Below are 15,968 nucleotides of genomic sequence, written 5' to 3'. Positions count from 1 at the left end.
GCTCAACCACCTCTACAACAAAGCGAGCAAGATGCACCTCTGGCAGATAATCCTGAACAGTGGCAGGAAAAAAGTCAGGGATGTCTCGGTCAATGGGTCTGAAAGTCCATTTGTTCATTGGCTGGCTGTCTTTTACGATCTTGCGGGTATTATACTCAAAAGTTGTTCTAAGTCCGACAGGCTCCTAGCCCCTGCGCTTGACGCTCTTTCTCCAAGAGCGTCAGTTAAGCCTTCTGATGCCGCCCCCATAAACATACATGCCGGACCGCAAGTTAAAAAACCCGTCACAGCACCTCCAGCAGCACCCGCAATTGCTGCTGCCAAAGTCGGATTACACCACAACCCATAAACATCCATGTAATTCATCGGAGACTGGTAGGAATATCCAAACATATTCATTCCACCGCCCAACCCAGTCGGATCACTTTGAACATACCGCCCCAACCCAGCCGCATAATCCCGAAAATAGTTATAATGCAACCCAGTCTCAGCATCAAAATACTGCCCCGGAAACCTCAAATTATTCCGCAGCTCACTCCCATCCCAAACCTCAGTCTCCCCAAACGCACTGCTCTGCGCCTTCCAGGTCACCTTCCCGTTCCGACGAAACGCTTTCTGCGGCGTCCCCAGATGATCATTCAGATAATAATGCACCTGATCATCCGCCGTGCGGGTAAACAGCGGGTCCGTCATCCATACGCTGTTGGGTTTCCAGCTGTATTCCTGAATTAACTGTCCAACGTCGTCGTACTCGCCCACCATGCCTTCCTGACTGTACAGGTAATGAATGGTGGTGTTGTCCGCCGGTAAGGTTTTGCTGGTGCGCTGTCTCAGAGGATTGTACTGATAAAGTGCAACCGTCGTATTGTCTTTGAGGACTTCTGTGAGGCGTTCCTCACTGTTGTAGATAAATTCCCAGAGCGGAATCTGGTTTGTCGGGTCAATGGCAATGGTGCCATTGTCGTTTTTCCTGTCACTTTTGATCAGGTGGCCGCTTTTATTGTACTCGTGGCTGACGCTGTTTTGCTCCGTCAGCTTGTTGAAGGAGTTGAATTCGCTGTACTCGTTCCCGCAGTCTATGCCGGTAACCTCATGGATTACCGATCAACGGAGCTCAGTTCCTTGTTAATATGTCATGCAAAATATCCATAATCACAAGAGTGCTTACATTTTTCTTCACGCCGTGAAGTAACGCAACTCAATCCCCAGTTTTTGAACCATCGCTTCCGTCATAGATTGATGAGAAATCGAATCACCAATTTCCACCAAAACCGCATCTACCACTTTGCTTTTTGGGTTAGTAAGGTGTTCCAATCGCAGATTTACCAAAGCACTTTCGATCGCAATCATTCCCGGGTTGAAAGCCGCATTTTCAGCATATCTGCCAGTGATTACGGCTCCGGAATCCAACCGCAGCGCCACACCGGATGCACAACCTGAATAGGGAGCATAACTGTTTTGTGCTGCCAGAGTTGCCGCATTGACCAGTTCATCAGAAACATCAGGGCTTTGTAGTTGGTTGGTAGAAAGGTCCAGTAAACGGGTTTCCTGCTTCAGGTCGGCCGGACCAAAGGCGTTTGGTAGCAGGTTGGCCATTTTATAATGATGTTTTTGTTCACTGCCCAGCTGGCTGATCACAATATCCATATTATCGATATCATTCAGCTCATTCATAAACTGGCGACAGTGGCCACAAGGTGCTTCGTTCACCATCAAGCGGCGCAAGCGGGTTTCCCCCTGATGCCAGGCATTGCAAATGGCGGATTGTTCGGCGTGGATGGTGTTTTTTAATGGGTGTCCGGCCACTTCCAGATTGGCGCCAAGGTATAGCGGCCCTTGGGCATTTTCGCGATAGCCTTCAACAATCGCGCCCACAGAGAAGTGTGAAATCGGGCAGGTGCTCATGGCGGCGGCCAGAGGGAGTAGCGCTTTCATCAGATCGTCGATCTCAAGGCTCATAAGCGCTTTGAGCTGATCAACCTGTTCCGGGTCAAGGCGTCCGGATTGTGACATTATCTGACGCAGTAGTTCAGTCGTATTGGCTGGAAAGGTTGCCAGTTGATCCAGAAACATCTGATGGTTCATGGCATAACTCCAATCTCGTACATGGAAGGATTATTTACTACGGGCGTGTTAGAAAAGCCAACAATCATTTTTCAATGAACCTTCGATCTGGCTGATGTATGGTCATCTCAGGGAAACCTCTTCTCATTTTGATGGTCAAAGCAAAAAAGCAGTGCTCAGGTTGATGCACACCATTGTAGAATCTGGCCCTTTCACTTTGTTCATTTTGGAGCCAGTGAACCGTTCTTATGGCAGCTCTTATGGCAACAGCAAAACCCATCGTCATTTTTGATTCAGGTGTTGGCGGCCTCAGCATCCATCAGGAGATAAAAAAGTGCTTGCCCGGGCTTCCCGTGGTGTATTGCGCTGATTTTCAGGGCTTTCCTTATGGTCCCAAGGCAGAAATTGACGTCATTGAAAGAACCAGTGCTTGCTTGAACCGTTTAGCTGAAGAGTATGATCCTGCTTTGGCGGTTATTGCTTGTAATACAGCGAGTACGATTTCACTGCCGAGAGTTCGTGAAGAGTTGGATTTCCCTGTGGTTGGTGTGGTTCCAGCCATTAAAACGGCCAGTGAACGATCAAAAAATCGGTGCATTGGGTTACTGGCAACGCCGGGCACGATTGTGCGGAGTTATACGGATCAGTTAATCAATGAGTTTGCTGGCGATTGTCAGGTGATTCGGGTGGGTTCCAGTGAATTGGTCATCATGGCAGAACAGTATCTCCGTGGTGAAACGGTGAATGAGCAGACACTAAAAGAGATTTTGTCTCCTTTTTTAGCCCATGAAAATGCATCGGATACGATTGTTTTAGGCTGTACGCATTTCCCTATTCTTAGTGAGCAGCTCAGAAAGATTGCGCCCGATGTGGAATGGATTGATTCCGGTGCAGCTATTGCGCGGCGGGTCTCCAGTTTGCTGAGTGTTCCAGATAGTTCGGCAACGGTAGCTGATAAGTTTGTTTATACCGGTGAGAGCCATCACGTGAAGGCATTGTTGCCCAGTTTACATCAGATGGGTTTTGAGGAAATTACTTCGCTTCAGACGGTCACAAAGCAATTGGCCACGTAACCGTGGCCAATTAAAGGACTATTAATTCAGAGCTCTAATCCAGAGCACGCGCCTCGTAGAACGCCACTTCAGAAATTTCGTGATAAGCCTTGGATTGCTCACGGAAGTTATTGAAAGACTCGTAAACCCGATTGGCAACATCACTGCTACTGGCGACTTCTTCAGTGATTTCATCAGCCACTACTTTCAGGCCAGCCAGTACTTCATTAGGCAAGCGCTTAACTTTCACGCCGTGCTCGTTAACCAACTGCTGAAGCGCCGCGTTGTTGCGGGCAGTGTATTCGTCAATCATGTCCTGATTAGCCGCACGGCCTGCACTGGTAACAATCGCTTGAAGATCCGCAGGTAACTTGTTCCAGGCATCCAGATTGATGGTGAATTCCATCATGCTGCCTGGCTCATGCCAGCCCGGGTAGTAGTAGTATTCCGCCGCCTTGTAGAAGCCGAAGGCCAGATCATTGTACGGACCAACCCACTCAGTGGCGTCAATGGCTCCAGTTTGCAGCGCGGTAAACAGTTCACCGCCCGGAATGTTTACGGGCACGCCACCAAGCCGCTTCAGCACTTCACCACCCATGCCCGGGATACGCATTTTCAGACCTTGCAGGTCTTCCAGAGAGTTAATCTCTTTGTTGAACCACCCTGCCATTTGAACACCGCTGTTACCACCGGCCATTGGTTTGATGTTGAAGGGTTTGTAGACTTCTTCCCAAAGTTCCTGACCGCCGCCGTAGTGAATCCAGCTGCTGATTTCCTGAGCATTCAGGCCGAAAGGAACGGCAGTAAAGAATTGAGTGGCAGGATCTTTGCCTTTCCAGTAATAGGCACCACTGTGGCCCATATCAGCGGTTCCGCTGGAAACAGCATCAAACACTTCCAGAGGTGGAACCAGTTCACCACCGCCGTATACTTTTACGGTAAGGCGGCCATTACTCATGGCGTTTACGGATTCGGCAAAGCGCTCAGGTGCTGTACCCAGCCCCGGGAAGTTTTTTGGCCAGGAGGTAACCAGCTTCCATTCGAAGGTTTCCTGAACTTCTGGCGCTGGAGCGGCTTCTGTTGTGGCGGCTTGCTGAGTAGGCTCCCCTTGCCCACAACCGACGAGGGCTGCAGTAGCTGCAGCAATCCCCAGAGAGGTGATTAAATTACGACGTTTCATACGGATACCCTGTTCTTTTGTTATTGGTTTTATTTAAGAAGAGTGAATTGGAACACGACACAAGCATGGTAAGTGGATAGACATTGGCATACAAGCCTTCAGAATGTGAAGGCTTGCAGATTCTCTGCTTAAATTGGCGAGAGGTTAGCGTAAGCCATCATCAGCCATTTGGAGCCTTCGGAATCAAAATTCACTTGTACGCGAGCCTGACCGCCCTGCCCTTCGTAGTTCATCACAATGCCTTCGCCAAACACATCGTGGTGAACACGCTGGCCGAGTGATAAACCATGATCCGGTGAAGCGGGCGCCATTCTTGTGGCAACCGGACGTGAAATCGTGCCGCCAAGGCGCACTTCCTGTAACAGCTCTCCGGGGATTTCCCGAATGAATCGTGAAGGCCGATTCATGGTTTCGCTGCCGTATAGGCGACGACTTTCCGCATAGGTCAGATACAACGTTTCCATGGCTCGGGTAATGCCTACATAACAAAGACGACGCTCTTCTTCTAAGTTGCCTTCATCCAACGACATCTTATGAGGGAATAAACCTTCTTCCATGCCCGCTAAAAAGACCATCTTAAACTCAAGACCTTTGGCGGAATGCAAGGTCATCATTTGCACACTGTCCTGGAATTGATCCGCTTGGTTTGCACCGGCTTCCAGCGCAGCATGAGCCAAGAATGCATCCAGCGGTGTCATGGCTTCGGTATCTTCATCCAGATCCAGATCATCAATATCAAATTGACGACAAGCGTTTACTAATTCTTCAAGGTTTTCTACTCGAGCCTGACCTTTTTCGCCTTTCTCTTTGCCGTGAAAATCGATCAGACCACTCATGGAAAGAACGTGATCAGCCAGCTCACCAAGATCAAGGGATTCTCCGGCGTGGCTCATGGATTCAATTAAATCCACAAAAGCCGCCATGGATTTACCGGCTTTGCCACCAACGGCTGACGATGCCACCAGATTTTTCAACGCCTGCCATAACGTAATGCTTTGGCTGCGCGCCACTTCTCTTAGTTTTTCGACAGTTTTTTCGCCAATACCCCGGGTTGGAATATTAATCACCCGTTCGAGAGAAGTATCGTCATGGGGAGAACTGCTCAGGCGGAGATAAGCCAACGCGTTTTTGATTTCTGCTCGCTCGAAGAATCGCTGTCCGCCATAGATGCGATAAGGAATTGCGGCTCGCAACATCGCTTCTTCCAACACGCGGGATTGAGCATTGGAGCGATAAAGCACGGCCATATCACTGCGGGCAGCGCCTTGAGAAACTGCATCTTTAATACGGTCGGAAATAAAACGGGCTTCATCCATCTCGTTGAAGCCCGCGTAAAGGTGAAGTGGCTCACCTTCGTGGCCATCGGTTCTTAACTCTTTGCCGAGACGATCCGGATTATTGGCGATGACAGCATTGGCAGCCTGCAGGATATTCCCGGTTGATCGGTAATTCTGCTCAAGTTTGATGGTTTGAGCATTGGGGAAATCTTGTGAAAACTGACGTATATTTTCAATTCTGGCACCACGCCAGCCGTAAATAGACTGATCGTCGTCGCCCACCACCATCAGTTTATCCTGACTACCAGCTAACAGTCGGAGCCAGGCGTATTGTACGGCGTTGGTATCCTGAAACTCATCCACAAGCATGTAGCGGAAACGCTCTTGGTAGTGTTGGAGAATATCAGGTCGCTTCAGTAGTAACTCGTGAGCACGGAGTAATAACTCGCCAAAATCCACGACCCCGGCAGTTTCACAATATTCATGATAACGGCGATAGACATCTACCATCGTACGCTCAAAAGGATCGTAGCCCGGGTCAATGTAGTCCGGGCGCAAACCTTCGTCTTTTTTACCGTTGATGTACCACTGCGCCTGACGAGGCGGCCATTTCTGATCGTCCAATTGCATCGCTTTCATGATGCGTTTGACGACGCGGAGCTGGTCATCGCTGTCGAGAATCTGGAAGTTTTCCGGTAGTCCGGTTTCTTTCCAATGAGAGCGTAACAGGCGATGAGAAAGCCCGTGGAATGTGCCCACCCACATACCTCGTGGCGCAATGCCCAATAATTCTTCAATACGGGATCGCATTTCCGCGGCCGCCTTGTTGGTAAAGGTCACCGCCATGATGGAATAAGGCGACATACCTTCTGCCTGAACCAGCCAGGCAATCCGGTGAACCAGAACACGGGTTTTACCACTGCCTGCACCGGCCAGAACCAGCATTGAACTGACCGGTGCCGCTACGGCATTACGTTGTGCATCGTTCAGTGAATCGAGTATTGAGGTTACGTCCATAAGGTACTTTTCAATAAGAAATTTGTGCCCCTTTTATACGGGGAAGAGTGTTCATAAGAGTTTAACGAAACTGGGGAGGAAGGTCTTTAAAGATTCGGCTTTGTAAGATATCTCTTACACGACTGTAAGAAATGAGGGGTTGCCGTAATGCCATGAATTTAATATGTTTGTAACCGTAACCTGACATCATGCAATAAGAAATATAAAAAGAGGATGCAGTTATGGGTAAAGGGAAGAAGCCAGAAAAAGAGTTCATTCTCGATGACCATCTTGTTCGCCCGGAGCTGGAGAACAAAGGTTCCAAACGTACCCTGCAGATTCGAAGAGCGCTGGAGGAGCGCGAGGAAGACAAACGTCTCAGTGCCATTTTCGGCCATGATTACTGGGAAGAATGACTAACTTCATCATGATATTCCAGTCACTGAATTGATTCTAAAAAGCCAGACATTTTGTCTGGCTTTTTTAATGTCTTGGCAAAAATTCGTCGATACACAGATGATGAAATCTGAAATGGCTTATCGATGAATCTCAACACTCAAACCTTTGGCATATTTGACTGCAGGCACCCTGATCCGAGAATCCGGCAGTGTTTTGGTGCCATGCTTCAGGGAGTACAAAAGGTCTCCCGCTCCTGGTTGTATGCGACGGATGGCAGATATCACACCTGTGATGTCGCAATTATTTTCGGAGCCATGGCACAGACTCATCCAGATACCCGACTGCGGCAGCACATAACCGAAATCCATAAAGAAGAGCTGGGAAAGCCTCTGATTGTCATGGAAGTTGGGTTCATCAAAAGAGGTGATTACTACTCAGTCGGTTTTAATAAACACATTGGCTGGGGCGATTATCAGAATCGCAATATGCCAAGTGACCGCTGGTCTCAATTGCAGGAAAAAGGCGTGCGTATGAAACCATGGCGTAAGCGGGGAGATCATATTCTGCTCTGTGCACAGATACCGAATGACACGTCTGTTCAGCACTCGCCTGTTAAAGACCACGCCCGCTGGTGCCATGAAACCGTTGCCAAGATCCGGGAGCACTCCGATCGCCCCATTGTTTTTCGCTACCACCCTTACTCCATACCCGCCATGGCTGATGGCCAGCTGCCTTTTCCCTTACCGGCAGGTTGTAAGCTTTCAGCCAATAAAGACATTCTGGATGATTTTAAAGATTGCTGGGCAGCGGTCACGTTTAACTCCACCAGTGGTGTAGACGCTCTGCTGGCGGGTATTCCGGTTTTCGCTGCAGACAGCGGCTCAATGGTTTACCCGATAGCGGATCAAGATATCTCTCGTATAGAAACCCCTGAAATGCCAAGTAGGAAACAGTGGGTTCACGATATTGCCTATGCTCAGTGGACTCTGGAAGAGATCAAAGATGGGCGACCCTTATCGCATTTGATGAGAGGATTTGAAAGATACTCAACAAATAAATAAGTCACTGGTTAGAATAAAGTGTTATATTATAACGCTTAATTTTATTGTTGGTGATGTCATCTATGCAGTTCTCTCCCATAAAACGAACATTACAGGCTGTGTTGCTGCTGGTTGCCAGCGCTGCTGCGGGAGCTGAACCCCCTGAAATTCTCACTAGCATCAAACCCTTACAGCTGATTGCTCAAGAGCTAACGGAAGGGGTGACTGAGGTTGATGTGTTATTAAAGCCGGGCAGCTCGCCACACAGTCACAGCTTGAAACCATCCGATGCCCGCAAGTTAAAGAGTGCCGATGTTATCTTTTGGGTTGGTCCTTCCATGGAGGCGTTTCTGCCCAAGATTCTGGGCGGGCTAAAAGATACAAAGTCTGTGGCGATGATGGAAGCGCACGGGATTAATCTGCGCAGCATGGAGGAGGATGACAATCATATTCATGACGATCATGGCCATGCTCACGATCACGATGAGTACGATCCACACATTTGGCTGAGCACGGACAATGCCCGAGTGATGGCCAAGGCTATGGTGAAGACATTGGTTTCCGTAGACCCCGCTAATAAAAAACAATATGAAAAAAATCTGGAAGTATTTGGTCAGCGGTTGAACCAGGCTGATGAAGACAATCTGGTGAAAGTGAAAACAGCGGGAACAAGGCCATTCTTTGTCTTCCATAATGCGTATGGTTATTTAGAGGAGCAGTATGGTTTTCAGGTGGCGGGTTTTTTTACCACAAATCCTGATTACCAGCCTGGGGCGAACCACTTGGTGCAGTTACAGGAAAAACTTCAGAAAGCCGGCTCCGCCTGCATATTCAGAGAGCCACAATTTCAGCCCGCTTATATCGACAGATTGAGTGAAGGTCTGGATATCGAAGTGGGTGTGCTGGATCCACTGGCAGAAGATATTGAGCCAGGCTCTGACAGTTACGCCCGGTTCATTAACTCAATGGTTGATACGATTACAGACTGCCTGCAGGAACCGCTTCCAGAATCGCTTCTAGGAAGCTCAGCTGGCTAAATTGATTCCCATTAAGCTGCCAAGCAAAAAGAAGATCACCACGGCTGCTGGAAGCAATGCGCCCAGCAGCGTAATCCACATTCGCAGATTGGCTTTTTCCAGGCGTTGATTCCAGCGCATGGCCGTATAGTGTTTATCCGGATCCAATTCGCTGGATAATCCACACTCCGTACAACTGACCTGCCACATACGCTCCTCGCTAACCATTAAGTCTGCAAACATGGGCTTGCCTCGGCAACATGGGCAGTTTTCCAGTTTGATGACTCTTCCCTGAGACAATTTTTTCATAGTTTATTAACAGGCTTTCACAGGTTATCCACAGATTATTGTTTACTCGAGAATGATGGTTTTACTGCCATCAACGATGACTCGATCTTCGGTGTGATAGCGCAAACCCCGGGCTAACACGTTCTTTTCCACATCTTTTCCGAGGCGAACCATGTCTTCTGGCAGATGATGATGCGCGACCCTGATTACATCCTGCTCAATAATTGGCCCGGCATCAAGTACCTCGGTAACATAGTGGCAGGTTGCCCCAACCAGTTTTACACCACGCTCATAAGCTTGGTGGTAAGGTTTTGCGCCCACAAAGGATGGCAGGAAGCTGTGATGAATATTGATGACCCGGTTAGCAAACTCTTGGCATACCTCAGGGGGAAGAATTTGCATATACCGCGCAAGAACAACGGTGTCGATTTTGTATTCTTCCAACAGTTCGGTGGTTTTTTGAAAGGCGGCGGCCTTATTATTTTTATCCACAGGCACATAGTGATAGGGAATTCCATGCCATTCAACATAGCTGCGCAAGTCTTCGTGGTTGGATATCACACAGGGGATTTCCATGTTCAGATCGCCACTGCGCCAGCGATACAGTAAGTCGGATAGGCAATGTGCTTCTTTACTGGCCAGCAGTGCAACCCGCTGCGGGATGCCGGAATCGGTAATGCGCCAGTCCAACTGTAATTTATGCGCTACTGGTGCAAACTGAGTTTGAAATTCTTCCAGAGAGAACGGCAGGCTTTCAGCACGAATCTCATTGCGCATATAAAAGCGACCCGTCATCGGATCAGAATGGTGATTGGCTTCGACAATCCAGCCGTCATTTCTGGCAATAAAGTCGCTGACAGTTGCTACAATACCCTTGGCATCCGGGCAGGAAATCAATAAACGATAGGTTCTGGTCATGGTACTAACTGACGTAAGTTAATGCATCATTATAAGTAGTTGGTGCAATCTGTTCATGTAGATTATAAGTATTTGTTCGTTAACGGATGTGTCTCGAATATCATAAATATACTGTAAAGCATCAGGAGCGTTCTGCAATGCGGCTGTCTGAAAGCCCGGACATTGTCATCATGGGTGACCCCTTTTTGTTTCAACAACATAAGCAAGTCTGTGTTGATGATATTCCAACGGATGATTTTCAACATAACCTGAAGATTCTTAGAAAGCGTCAGCTGGAAGCCAATGGTATTGGTATTGCTGCGCCGCAGATTGGCTGGGGAGCCAGAGTGCTGTGCCTTGGTATTTCAGAAGAGACTCGGTCTCGCTATCCCACCGCGGTGGATATCCCACTGTCCTTTTGGATTAATCCAACCATCCTTGAAACCAGTAAAGACACTTGTTGGACATGGGAAGGCTGCCTATCGGTACCCGGAATGCGCGGTTGGGTTGAGCGACCCTCAGCAGTAAAAATAAGAGGCTTTAATGAGCAGGGAGAGGTGATTGAAGCAGATCTTTCAGGTTTTGCCGCCCGGGTAATGCTTCATGAGTTGGACCATCTGAATGGCAGGTTGTTTACTGATCAGGTCGACAGTCCAAAGCTGCTGTTGTCCAATGACGCCTTTCAGCATCAGGATATCTGGCCAGAAGGCTGGCCCACTGAAAATGCCCGAAAGGCGTCGCCAGGTGGGCTTTCAACAGAACGGTAAGGCACCATAATACAGGTTGGTCAGGAAATCGTGCTCAGAAAATCGTATCGCCGTTTTCCAGAAGCTGAGTTGCATCGGACTGGCTACGAAGACTTTCCCGGTAGCGGCGACGATTCAATAGCTTTCTCTGTACGGCATCCGGGAACTCGGTGAACTGAATAACCTCTTTATCAATCAACAGGTCAATCACGTCTTCCAGCACCCGTATGAATTCAATATCAGAGGTTTCCATCAACTGGTTGCCAGCGTCCGGGTTACGTTTTAAAAACTGCTTAAGCCCTTCGTCTTCCGTGTCGATGGAGTGCCATTGCTCTGAGAGAGGCTTTTCCGAGATAGCGGAGATTTCATTGTTCTCATCCCTGAGTACGTAGATCATATCCATTGCTCTTTAATTTAAGTGGAAGGTTTTGGGGGCTATCTCTGTTTCTCGACAGGAATGCCCTTAACCAGGTCTACCAATAGCTTTCGGCTGACATCATAGTAATCTTCACCCTTACGGCCTTTTCCAAACCCATTCATATCCCAGACTGTGATACCGGTGGCAACATCCACTACTCTCAAATTCATCATTATGGAGAAATGACCTTCCGGGTCTGTTTCCCACTCCAGAATTTCACCATTGATAGAGAAGCTGATGTTGTTTTCACGGTTCCATTGGGAAGCGGACGCGTAATCCAGAGGCGCCAAAGTGTCTGACTCTGGTGGTGTATAGATTTCCGGGTTCTTGATGCCATAGGAAGGAAGTTGTACAACCAGCATGCGCTCCAGTTGGATATTAGCGCCTTCAGGTACGTTTGTATGAGAAACAAAGGGCAGCACTGACCACTGCGCTGTGCCCGGGAGCCCCTCTTTATATAACCCGGAAAGTGCAGTAGAGCTGGTTTGACAGCCCGTAATAAAGACCGACAAAAAGGCAATCAAACATAGGGAAGTCAGTGGTTGTAGAAACTGCGTTGAAATAAATCTTCTAGTCATGGGAGCACAAGCTGCTTATGGTTAATTTTAAGCCATTGCAACGCAATCATTGCGGGCGCATTGGCGATAAGACCGTTTTCCAACATATCATAAGCTTTTGCAAAAGGAAGAACATGGACTTTGATGTCTTCCCCTTCTTCCGGCACACCAAAAACACCTCCGGCATTGCTGGAATCAATAAAGCCGCAGAATAATTTCAGCTTTTCATTACTGGCGCCCGGGCTGAGGTAAAAGTCAGAAACCGGGGTTAGAGAGGCAATGTCATAGCCCGTTTCTTCTTTGACTTCTCTGATTGCCACTTCTTCGAGAGATTCACCCGGTTCACTGATGCCAGCAACCACTTCCAGCAGCCAGGGATCTTCATCACTTAAGAGAGGCCCCATGCGGAACTGCTCGACCAGGACAACCGTATCTTTGGCGGGATCAAACAGTAAAACGCCAACGGAGGGAGGGCGTACAACGGCTTCTCGCAGAAGCGGTTTACTGTGCCCCCCGTTGAATAGCCTGTGGGTAATGGTGTACTTAAACAGTTGCAAAAAGCCGGCGTAGGTGCCTTCTTTTCTTGAAATCTGTACATCATCAATCCCAAGTCCTGATAGCTTCATGGGTTACCTGATTGATATAAATGATGGTCAATAATGAAAGACTTGACCGAAGGCGTCAGCATACTCATTGCGTGTTGGTCTGTCTGACTCCCGGTGTTGCTCTTTAATAGCTTTCGTACCTGGCTGCTGCGAACATTCAAGCGCTCAGAGGCTGTAAAAATACGCCATTGTTTTTCTATTTCACGGTGCTTGAAGAAGCGGCTCCAGGTTTGCGTATCAGCATTATCAGGCCCCCTGATAAATGAGATATCGGCCGTCCCCTGATAATGCGTTTCTAACGTTGATAAGAGGTCATAGGTGTACACTGGCTTGTCAGGATGAGCTGCCAGCATGTCTGCTTCAATTGCACTGACGGTGAGCGAGCAGTCAATAGAAATATCGACAATAAATGCATTCAGCATGGAGAGCCGAGTGTCAAAAGGTAAGGATTTTTTGTCGAAGGCATGACTGGCGCTTGGCACCAGAAGAATATGGTCATGGAATTGGGCCGCCTGCGCGATAACGTCCCCGTGCCCAAGTGTGGGCGGGTCAAAAGCTGAACCAAATACCCCCAGCTTCAGACGATTCATGGGAATTCCTCCAAACAAAAAATGATCATCCAGGACCTTGCTCTATGGCTATCTGTAGCTGAACTAATAGCCTGATTAAAGGTATTTGTGCGCATTATATCGTGTTTTTACTCATCAATGGCTTCTTGATGTGCTGATGATTTCTGCAGATGGCTGTATGTTGCTTTTGTGGTTATGAGTGGGCGCTATAATCGGTGTGTCATTTACCTACTACTCATTACAGAAAATTCAAGTAATAGGCACCGCCCAATTTGACCAAGCATGGTCGTTGAACCCTTTCTGAGGCTCGGTACTACCTCTTTACTTCCCCCTTTGGTACCGGGTCTTTTTTATTTCTTTTTGATCATTCTGTGAGTAAAAAACCATCGTTTCTAGCTTGTGCTTTTGTTTGTTCGGGGTAATTCTCAGGTAGCTTAGGTGAGCCGAATAAGTTGAATAGTGTACTGGCTTGAATAAAAGTTGATATGAGGAGGCCTTATGCTGCCTGAGTCGTTAAATGCCATAGAAAGCTTTTCTCATGCTTGGAATACGCATAATAAAGATTATCTCTTAAAAAGGCTTTATCTTTCAGGCAAGGCATTTGTTAAAGGCTGGAGGAATCAGTATTTTGTTAAAATAATTGAGGCAAAGAAATATTTAGAGGATTCAGGTAAACGTGACACCTATTCTTACCAAAAGATAAATAAATTGTACGATCGAAAAATACATTTTTTAAAGTCAGAGAATAAAGTAAATAGAAAAAATAGTAAGAACGAGTGCCAAGTATTACAAAAAAATAACGATTCTAAAGATAAAGATATTTTTGAGACAAACAGATGCAGAAAAGTAGTGAGTGAAATTTCCCCTAGTGCATTATCAAATATACTGTCATTGGCCAAAGTTAAAGTATTAGATGGTTTAAAACAGAATTTTAGTGAATATTATTTTCAATTGAATCATCGTGATGAAGGGTTCCCATACGTAGAAAAAATGGTTGCTAAAGGGATAAATGCCATAGGTTATGAATTGACTGGGAGAGGAGTTCATTATTTAAATTACTACATTGCAGAAATTTCTTTAAACACCAATGACTGTTTTTTAATGTATAAATCAACAGGAACCAGTACTGGTTCTGAATCATATGGTGAATGGGTTCCATTTCCCGGTTGGAGTGCTCTTAGTGATGGCACTCCATGGCTTATTAAAAATGGAGATCCATATCACATTAAGATTGAGAAATACGGTGTTCCAGTATTTCAACAAGTGGCCGCTTATCTGAGAAAATATGATCGATTTCTTTTTCCGGGCATACAGGATGAATGCTTTTTTAGAGATTTATATAAATCTTGATTTTGGTTGTTGATTGTTATCTATTCTAACGTTGTTGTTATTATAATTGGACTTAATACCCAGTAGAATTACATCTCTAGTGATATTTTTATTTTTGCCTCGTCAGTAAAATCTGTGGGCAATTTCTGGTTCAGGTAGCTTGCCAAGTGCATGGTCTATGTACGGGACAAAACATGTAAGAGCATTTGAAAGTTGACTTGGTCGCTTTTTGCACAGCTATTTTTCAGAACCCTGCGAAGTATATCCAGTCCCAGTCTGAAAAGGGCTTTGGCAGGTCGCCCATGTTTATTTAGAGGAAGCTGTTTTGCATCTCCATAACTCCAGTGGCCAACAAGCAAGCACCATGTAAATGCCAGAGCAAGGATACCCATCAACTTATCCATACGATCAAGGTTGGTCATATGAGTAGATTCAAGGTCAAACCCACGGCTTTTGAGGCATCCAAACAGCGTCTCTATCGACCAGCGTTTGTAGTAATCTTCTACCATGGTTTCTGGCTTTTTGGTGGCGACAACAATGAGAAGCCCATCCACTGAACGTCTTGCACCAATATACAGACTAACGCCTGAGACCTTGCGTTTGCTGTGCCAGGTCACGACCTGATACAGCTTTATGTTCCTAAATAGCTGCACGGCCTTGATAGGCTTGCCTCCACTCCCCATAACGGAAGTGTTATCTTTGATACGGAGCCGACAGACAATACCCTGTTTATCCAGCCAGTCGAACCATTCGTGACCAATGAATTCACGGTCTGCAAGCAACCCATCTATCTTTTTTGCAGGTATCAGTTTCAGAACTCTTTTCATGATGGCAATGCGTTCATCTGCATTTGAGTTGCCACCACTCTTATCGAGACAAGTCCAGACAATGGGAATAGACGCACCTTGCCAGGCAATAGAAACCACCAGATAGTTAATGTGCTGGCTACCAAATTGCCAGTTGGTTCTATCCATGCAAAGTGTGTAGCTGGTAAGGTTTAACCAATGAAGTATGAGCTTTCCCAACTGCTCATAGCAGTATGTATATTTCTCAAAGAAGCGCTTTATACGACAATAGCTGGACTCTTCCTGAGCCTTACTCTGAAACTCTTCAGCCACTCGATACAAGTTACATGAGCGCCCCCTCATCAAGCCGAGAATGAATTGGGCAAGAAACAGTATCCGGGCTTGATGCCAAGGGAGATGAGCTTTAAGCTCCTTTGCTAGTGAGCTGATGTCTTCCATACACTAAAAGGTAATCTGGCCGGAGGTAAGAGACCGCATAGATTACCCAGTATGGAAGCCAGCTCATACCTTATTATGCATTGCTATATCTGGCTTGCGGTGTTTTTGTCCCGTACATAGGTGCATGGTATAACGCAATTTCTGCGCATCTGTAGGTTCTGAAACCGTAAGATTTTCTCGTAGTGAGTTTTATCTTGGTGTTCAGACCCTCAACTATACCGCTTGAATACGCCTTTTTAGCTCTGAACCAATTCAGGATAAGTGGTCTGTGTCGTCGAACTGTTTTGGCAA

At 47.0% G+C, this 15,968-nt stretch carries 18 protein-coding genes; 6 read left to right on the top strand and 12 right to left on the bottom strand.

The window, feature by feature from the left end:
• Positions 1 to 132: 132 nt before the first annotated feature.
• The gene (locus AKL11_RS06430; protein ID WP_495524913.1) at positions 133 to 1,080 is read right to left on the bottom strand and encodes an RHS repeat domain-containing protein; all 948 of its coding nucleotides are present in this window, start codon (positions 1,078 to 1,080) and stop codon (positions 133 to 135) included.
• A gap of 96 nt (positions 1,081 to 1,176) precedes the next feature.
• A complete protein-coding gene (cdd, locus tag AKL11_RS06425) occupies positions 1,177 to 2,085 on the bottom strand; it encodes a cytidine deaminase (protein ID WP_095210224.1) in 909 nt (302 codons plus the stop codon).
• A gap of 239 nt (positions 2,086 to 2,324) precedes the next feature.
• Here cdd and murI point away from each other — a divergent pair, with 239 nt between their 5' ends.
• Positions 2,325 to 3,137 carry a glutamate racemase gene (murI, locus tag AKL11_RS06415; RefSeq protein WP_245673261.1) on the top strand — a complete coding sequence of 271 codons (813 nt, stop codon included), beginning with the start codon at positions 2,325 to 2,327 and terminating at the stop codon, positions 3,135 to 3,137.
• 34 nt (positions 3,138 to 3,171) lie between these two features.
• Here the strand turns inward: murI and AKL11_RS06410 are convergent, their stop codons facing one another.
• Positions 3,172 to 4,296: a TRAP transporter substrate-binding protein gene (locus AKL11_RS06410; RefSeq protein ID WP_067515772.1), complete on the bottom strand. Its 1,125-nt coding sequence runs from the start codon at positions 4,294 to 4,296 to the stop codon at positions 3,172 to 3,174.
• 128 nt (positions 4,297 to 4,424) lie between these two features.
• Positions 4,425 to 6,590, bottom strand: a complete 2,166-nt coding sequence (uvrD, locus tag AKL11_RS06405; protein ID WP_067515771.1) for a DNA helicase II — start codon at positions 6,588 to 6,590, stop codon at positions 4,425 to 4,427.
• 221 nt (positions 6,591 to 6,811) lie between these two features.
• Here uvrD and AKL11_RS25045 point away from each other — a divergent pair, with 221 nt between their 5' ends.
• The 3 genes from AKL11_RS25045 (at position 6,812) to znuA (ending at position 9,045) form a co-directional block, all read left to right on the top strand.
• Positions 6,812 to 6,985 carry a hypothetical protein gene (locus AKL11_RS25045; protein ID WP_157673439.1) on the top strand — a complete coding sequence of 58 codons (174 nt, stop codon included), beginning with the start codon at positions 6,812 to 6,814 and terminating at the stop codon, positions 6,983 to 6,985.
• 126 nt (positions 6,986 to 7,111) lie between these two features.
• Positions 7,112 to 8,029 (top strand): hypothetical protein, encoded by a 918-nt coding sequence (locus AKL11_RS06400; RefSeq protein WP_067515770.1) that lies wholly within the window; start codon positions 7,112 to 7,114, stop codon positions 8,027 to 8,029.
• A 62-nt stretch (positions 8,030 to 8,091) separates the two neighbouring features.
• Positions 8,092 to 9,045 carry a zinc ABC transporter substrate-binding protein ZnuA gene (znuA, locus tag AKL11_RS06395; protein WP_157673438.1) on the top strand — a complete coding sequence of 318 codons (954 nt, stop codon included), beginning with the start codon at positions 8,092 to 8,094 and terminating at the stop codon, positions 9,043 to 9,045.
• On the opposite strand, the gene AKL11_RS06390 is transcribed toward znuA, so the two are convergent.
• Both AKL11_RS06390 and purU read right to left on the bottom strand, forming a co-directional pair.
• The gene (locus AKL11_RS06390; protein ID WP_157674021.1) at positions 9,034 to 9,333 is read right to left on the bottom strand and encodes a hypothetical protein; all 300 of its coding nucleotides are present in this window, start codon (positions 9,331 to 9,333) and stop codon (positions 9,034 to 9,036) included. The genes znuA and AKL11_RS06390 overlap by 12 nt on opposite strands.
• 42 nt (positions 9,334 to 9,375) lie before the next feature.
• Positions 9,376 to 10,230 carry a formyltetrahydrofolate deformylase gene (purU, locus tag AKL11_RS06385; RefSeq protein ID WP_067515768.1) on the bottom strand — a complete coding sequence of 285 codons (855 nt, stop codon included), beginning with the start codon at positions 10,228 to 10,230 and terminating at the stop codon, positions 9,376 to 9,378.
• 137 nt (positions 10,231 to 10,367) lie between these two features.
• Between purU and def the strand changes: the two genes are divergently transcribed.
• On the top strand, positions 10,368 to 10,976 hold the full coding sequence (gene def / locus AKL11_RS06380; protein ID WP_067515767.1) for a peptide deformylase: 609 nt from the start codon (positions 10,368 to 10,370) through the stop codon (positions 10,974 to 10,976).
• A gap of 34 nt (positions 10,977 to 11,010) precedes the next feature.
• Here the strand turns inward: def and AKL11_RS06375 are convergent, their stop codons facing one another.
• Genes AKL11_RS06375 through AKL11_RS06360 form a run of 4 tightly spaced genes read right to left on the bottom strand, consistent with a single transcriptional unit; the run spans position 11,011 to position 13,125 of the window.
• A complete protein-coding gene (locus tag AKL11_RS06375) occupies positions 11,011 to 11,352 on the bottom strand; it encodes a hypothetical protein (RefSeq protein WP_067515766.1) in 342 nt (113 codons plus the stop codon).
• 38 nt (positions 11,353 to 11,390) lie between these two features.
• Positions 11,391 to 11,951: a hypothetical protein gene (locus AKL11_RS06370; RefSeq protein ID WP_067515765.1), complete on the bottom strand. Its 561-nt coding sequence runs from the start codon at positions 11,949 to 11,951 to the stop codon at positions 11,391 to 11,393.
• On the bottom strand, positions 11,948 to 12,556 hold the full coding sequence (locus AKL11_RS06365) for an NUDIX domain-containing protein (RefSeq protein ID WP_067515764.1): 609 nt from the start codon (positions 12,554 to 12,556) through the stop codon (positions 11,948 to 11,950). The genes AKL11_RS06370 and AKL11_RS06365 overlap by 4 nt, the downstream gene beginning before the upstream one ends.
• Complete coding sequence (locus tag AKL11_RS06360; RefSeq protein WP_095210221.1) at positions 12,553 to 13,125, bottom strand: adenylyltransferase/cytidyltransferase family protein; 573 nt, start codon at positions 13,123 to 13,125, stop codon at positions 12,553 to 12,555. The genes AKL11_RS06365 and AKL11_RS06360 overlap by 4 nt, the downstream gene beginning before the upstream one ends.
• A 477-nt stretch (positions 13,126 to 13,602) precedes the next feature.
• Here AKL11_RS06360 and AKL11_RS06355 point away from each other — a divergent pair, with 477 nt between their 5' ends.
• Positions 13,603 to 14,454 carry a hypothetical protein gene (locus AKL11_RS06355; protein WP_067515763.1) on the top strand — a complete coding sequence of 284 codons (852 nt, stop codon included), beginning with the start codon at positions 13,603 to 13,605 and terminating at the stop codon, positions 14,452 to 14,454.
• Positions 14,455 to 14,609: 155 nt separating this feature from the next.
• Here AKL11_RS06355 and AKL11_RS06350 read toward each other — a convergent pair whose 3' ends face one another.
• The gene (locus AKL11_RS06350) at positions 14,610 to 15,677 is read right to left on the bottom strand and encodes an IS4 family transposase (RefSeq protein ID WP_067515762.1); all 1,068 of its coding nucleotides are present in this window, start codon (positions 15,675 to 15,677) and stop codon (positions 14,610 to 14,612) included.
• Positions 15,678 to 15,750: 73 nt separating this feature from the next.
• On the bottom strand, positions 15,751 to 15,968 hold a 218-nt coding region (locus AKL11_RS24480; protein ID WP_172807247.1), incomplete at its 5' end, for a transposase.

The sequence above is a fragment of the Endozoicomonas ascidiicola genome, from assembly GCF_001646945.1.
Taxonomy (GTDB): domain Bacteria; phylum Pseudomonadota; class Gammaproteobacteria; order Pseudomonadales; family Endozoicomonadaceae; genus Endozoicomonas; species Endozoicomonas ascidiicola.
The sequence above is the reverse complement of the archived record's forward strand: the minus strand, read 5'-3'. Positions and strand labels throughout refer to the sequence as shown.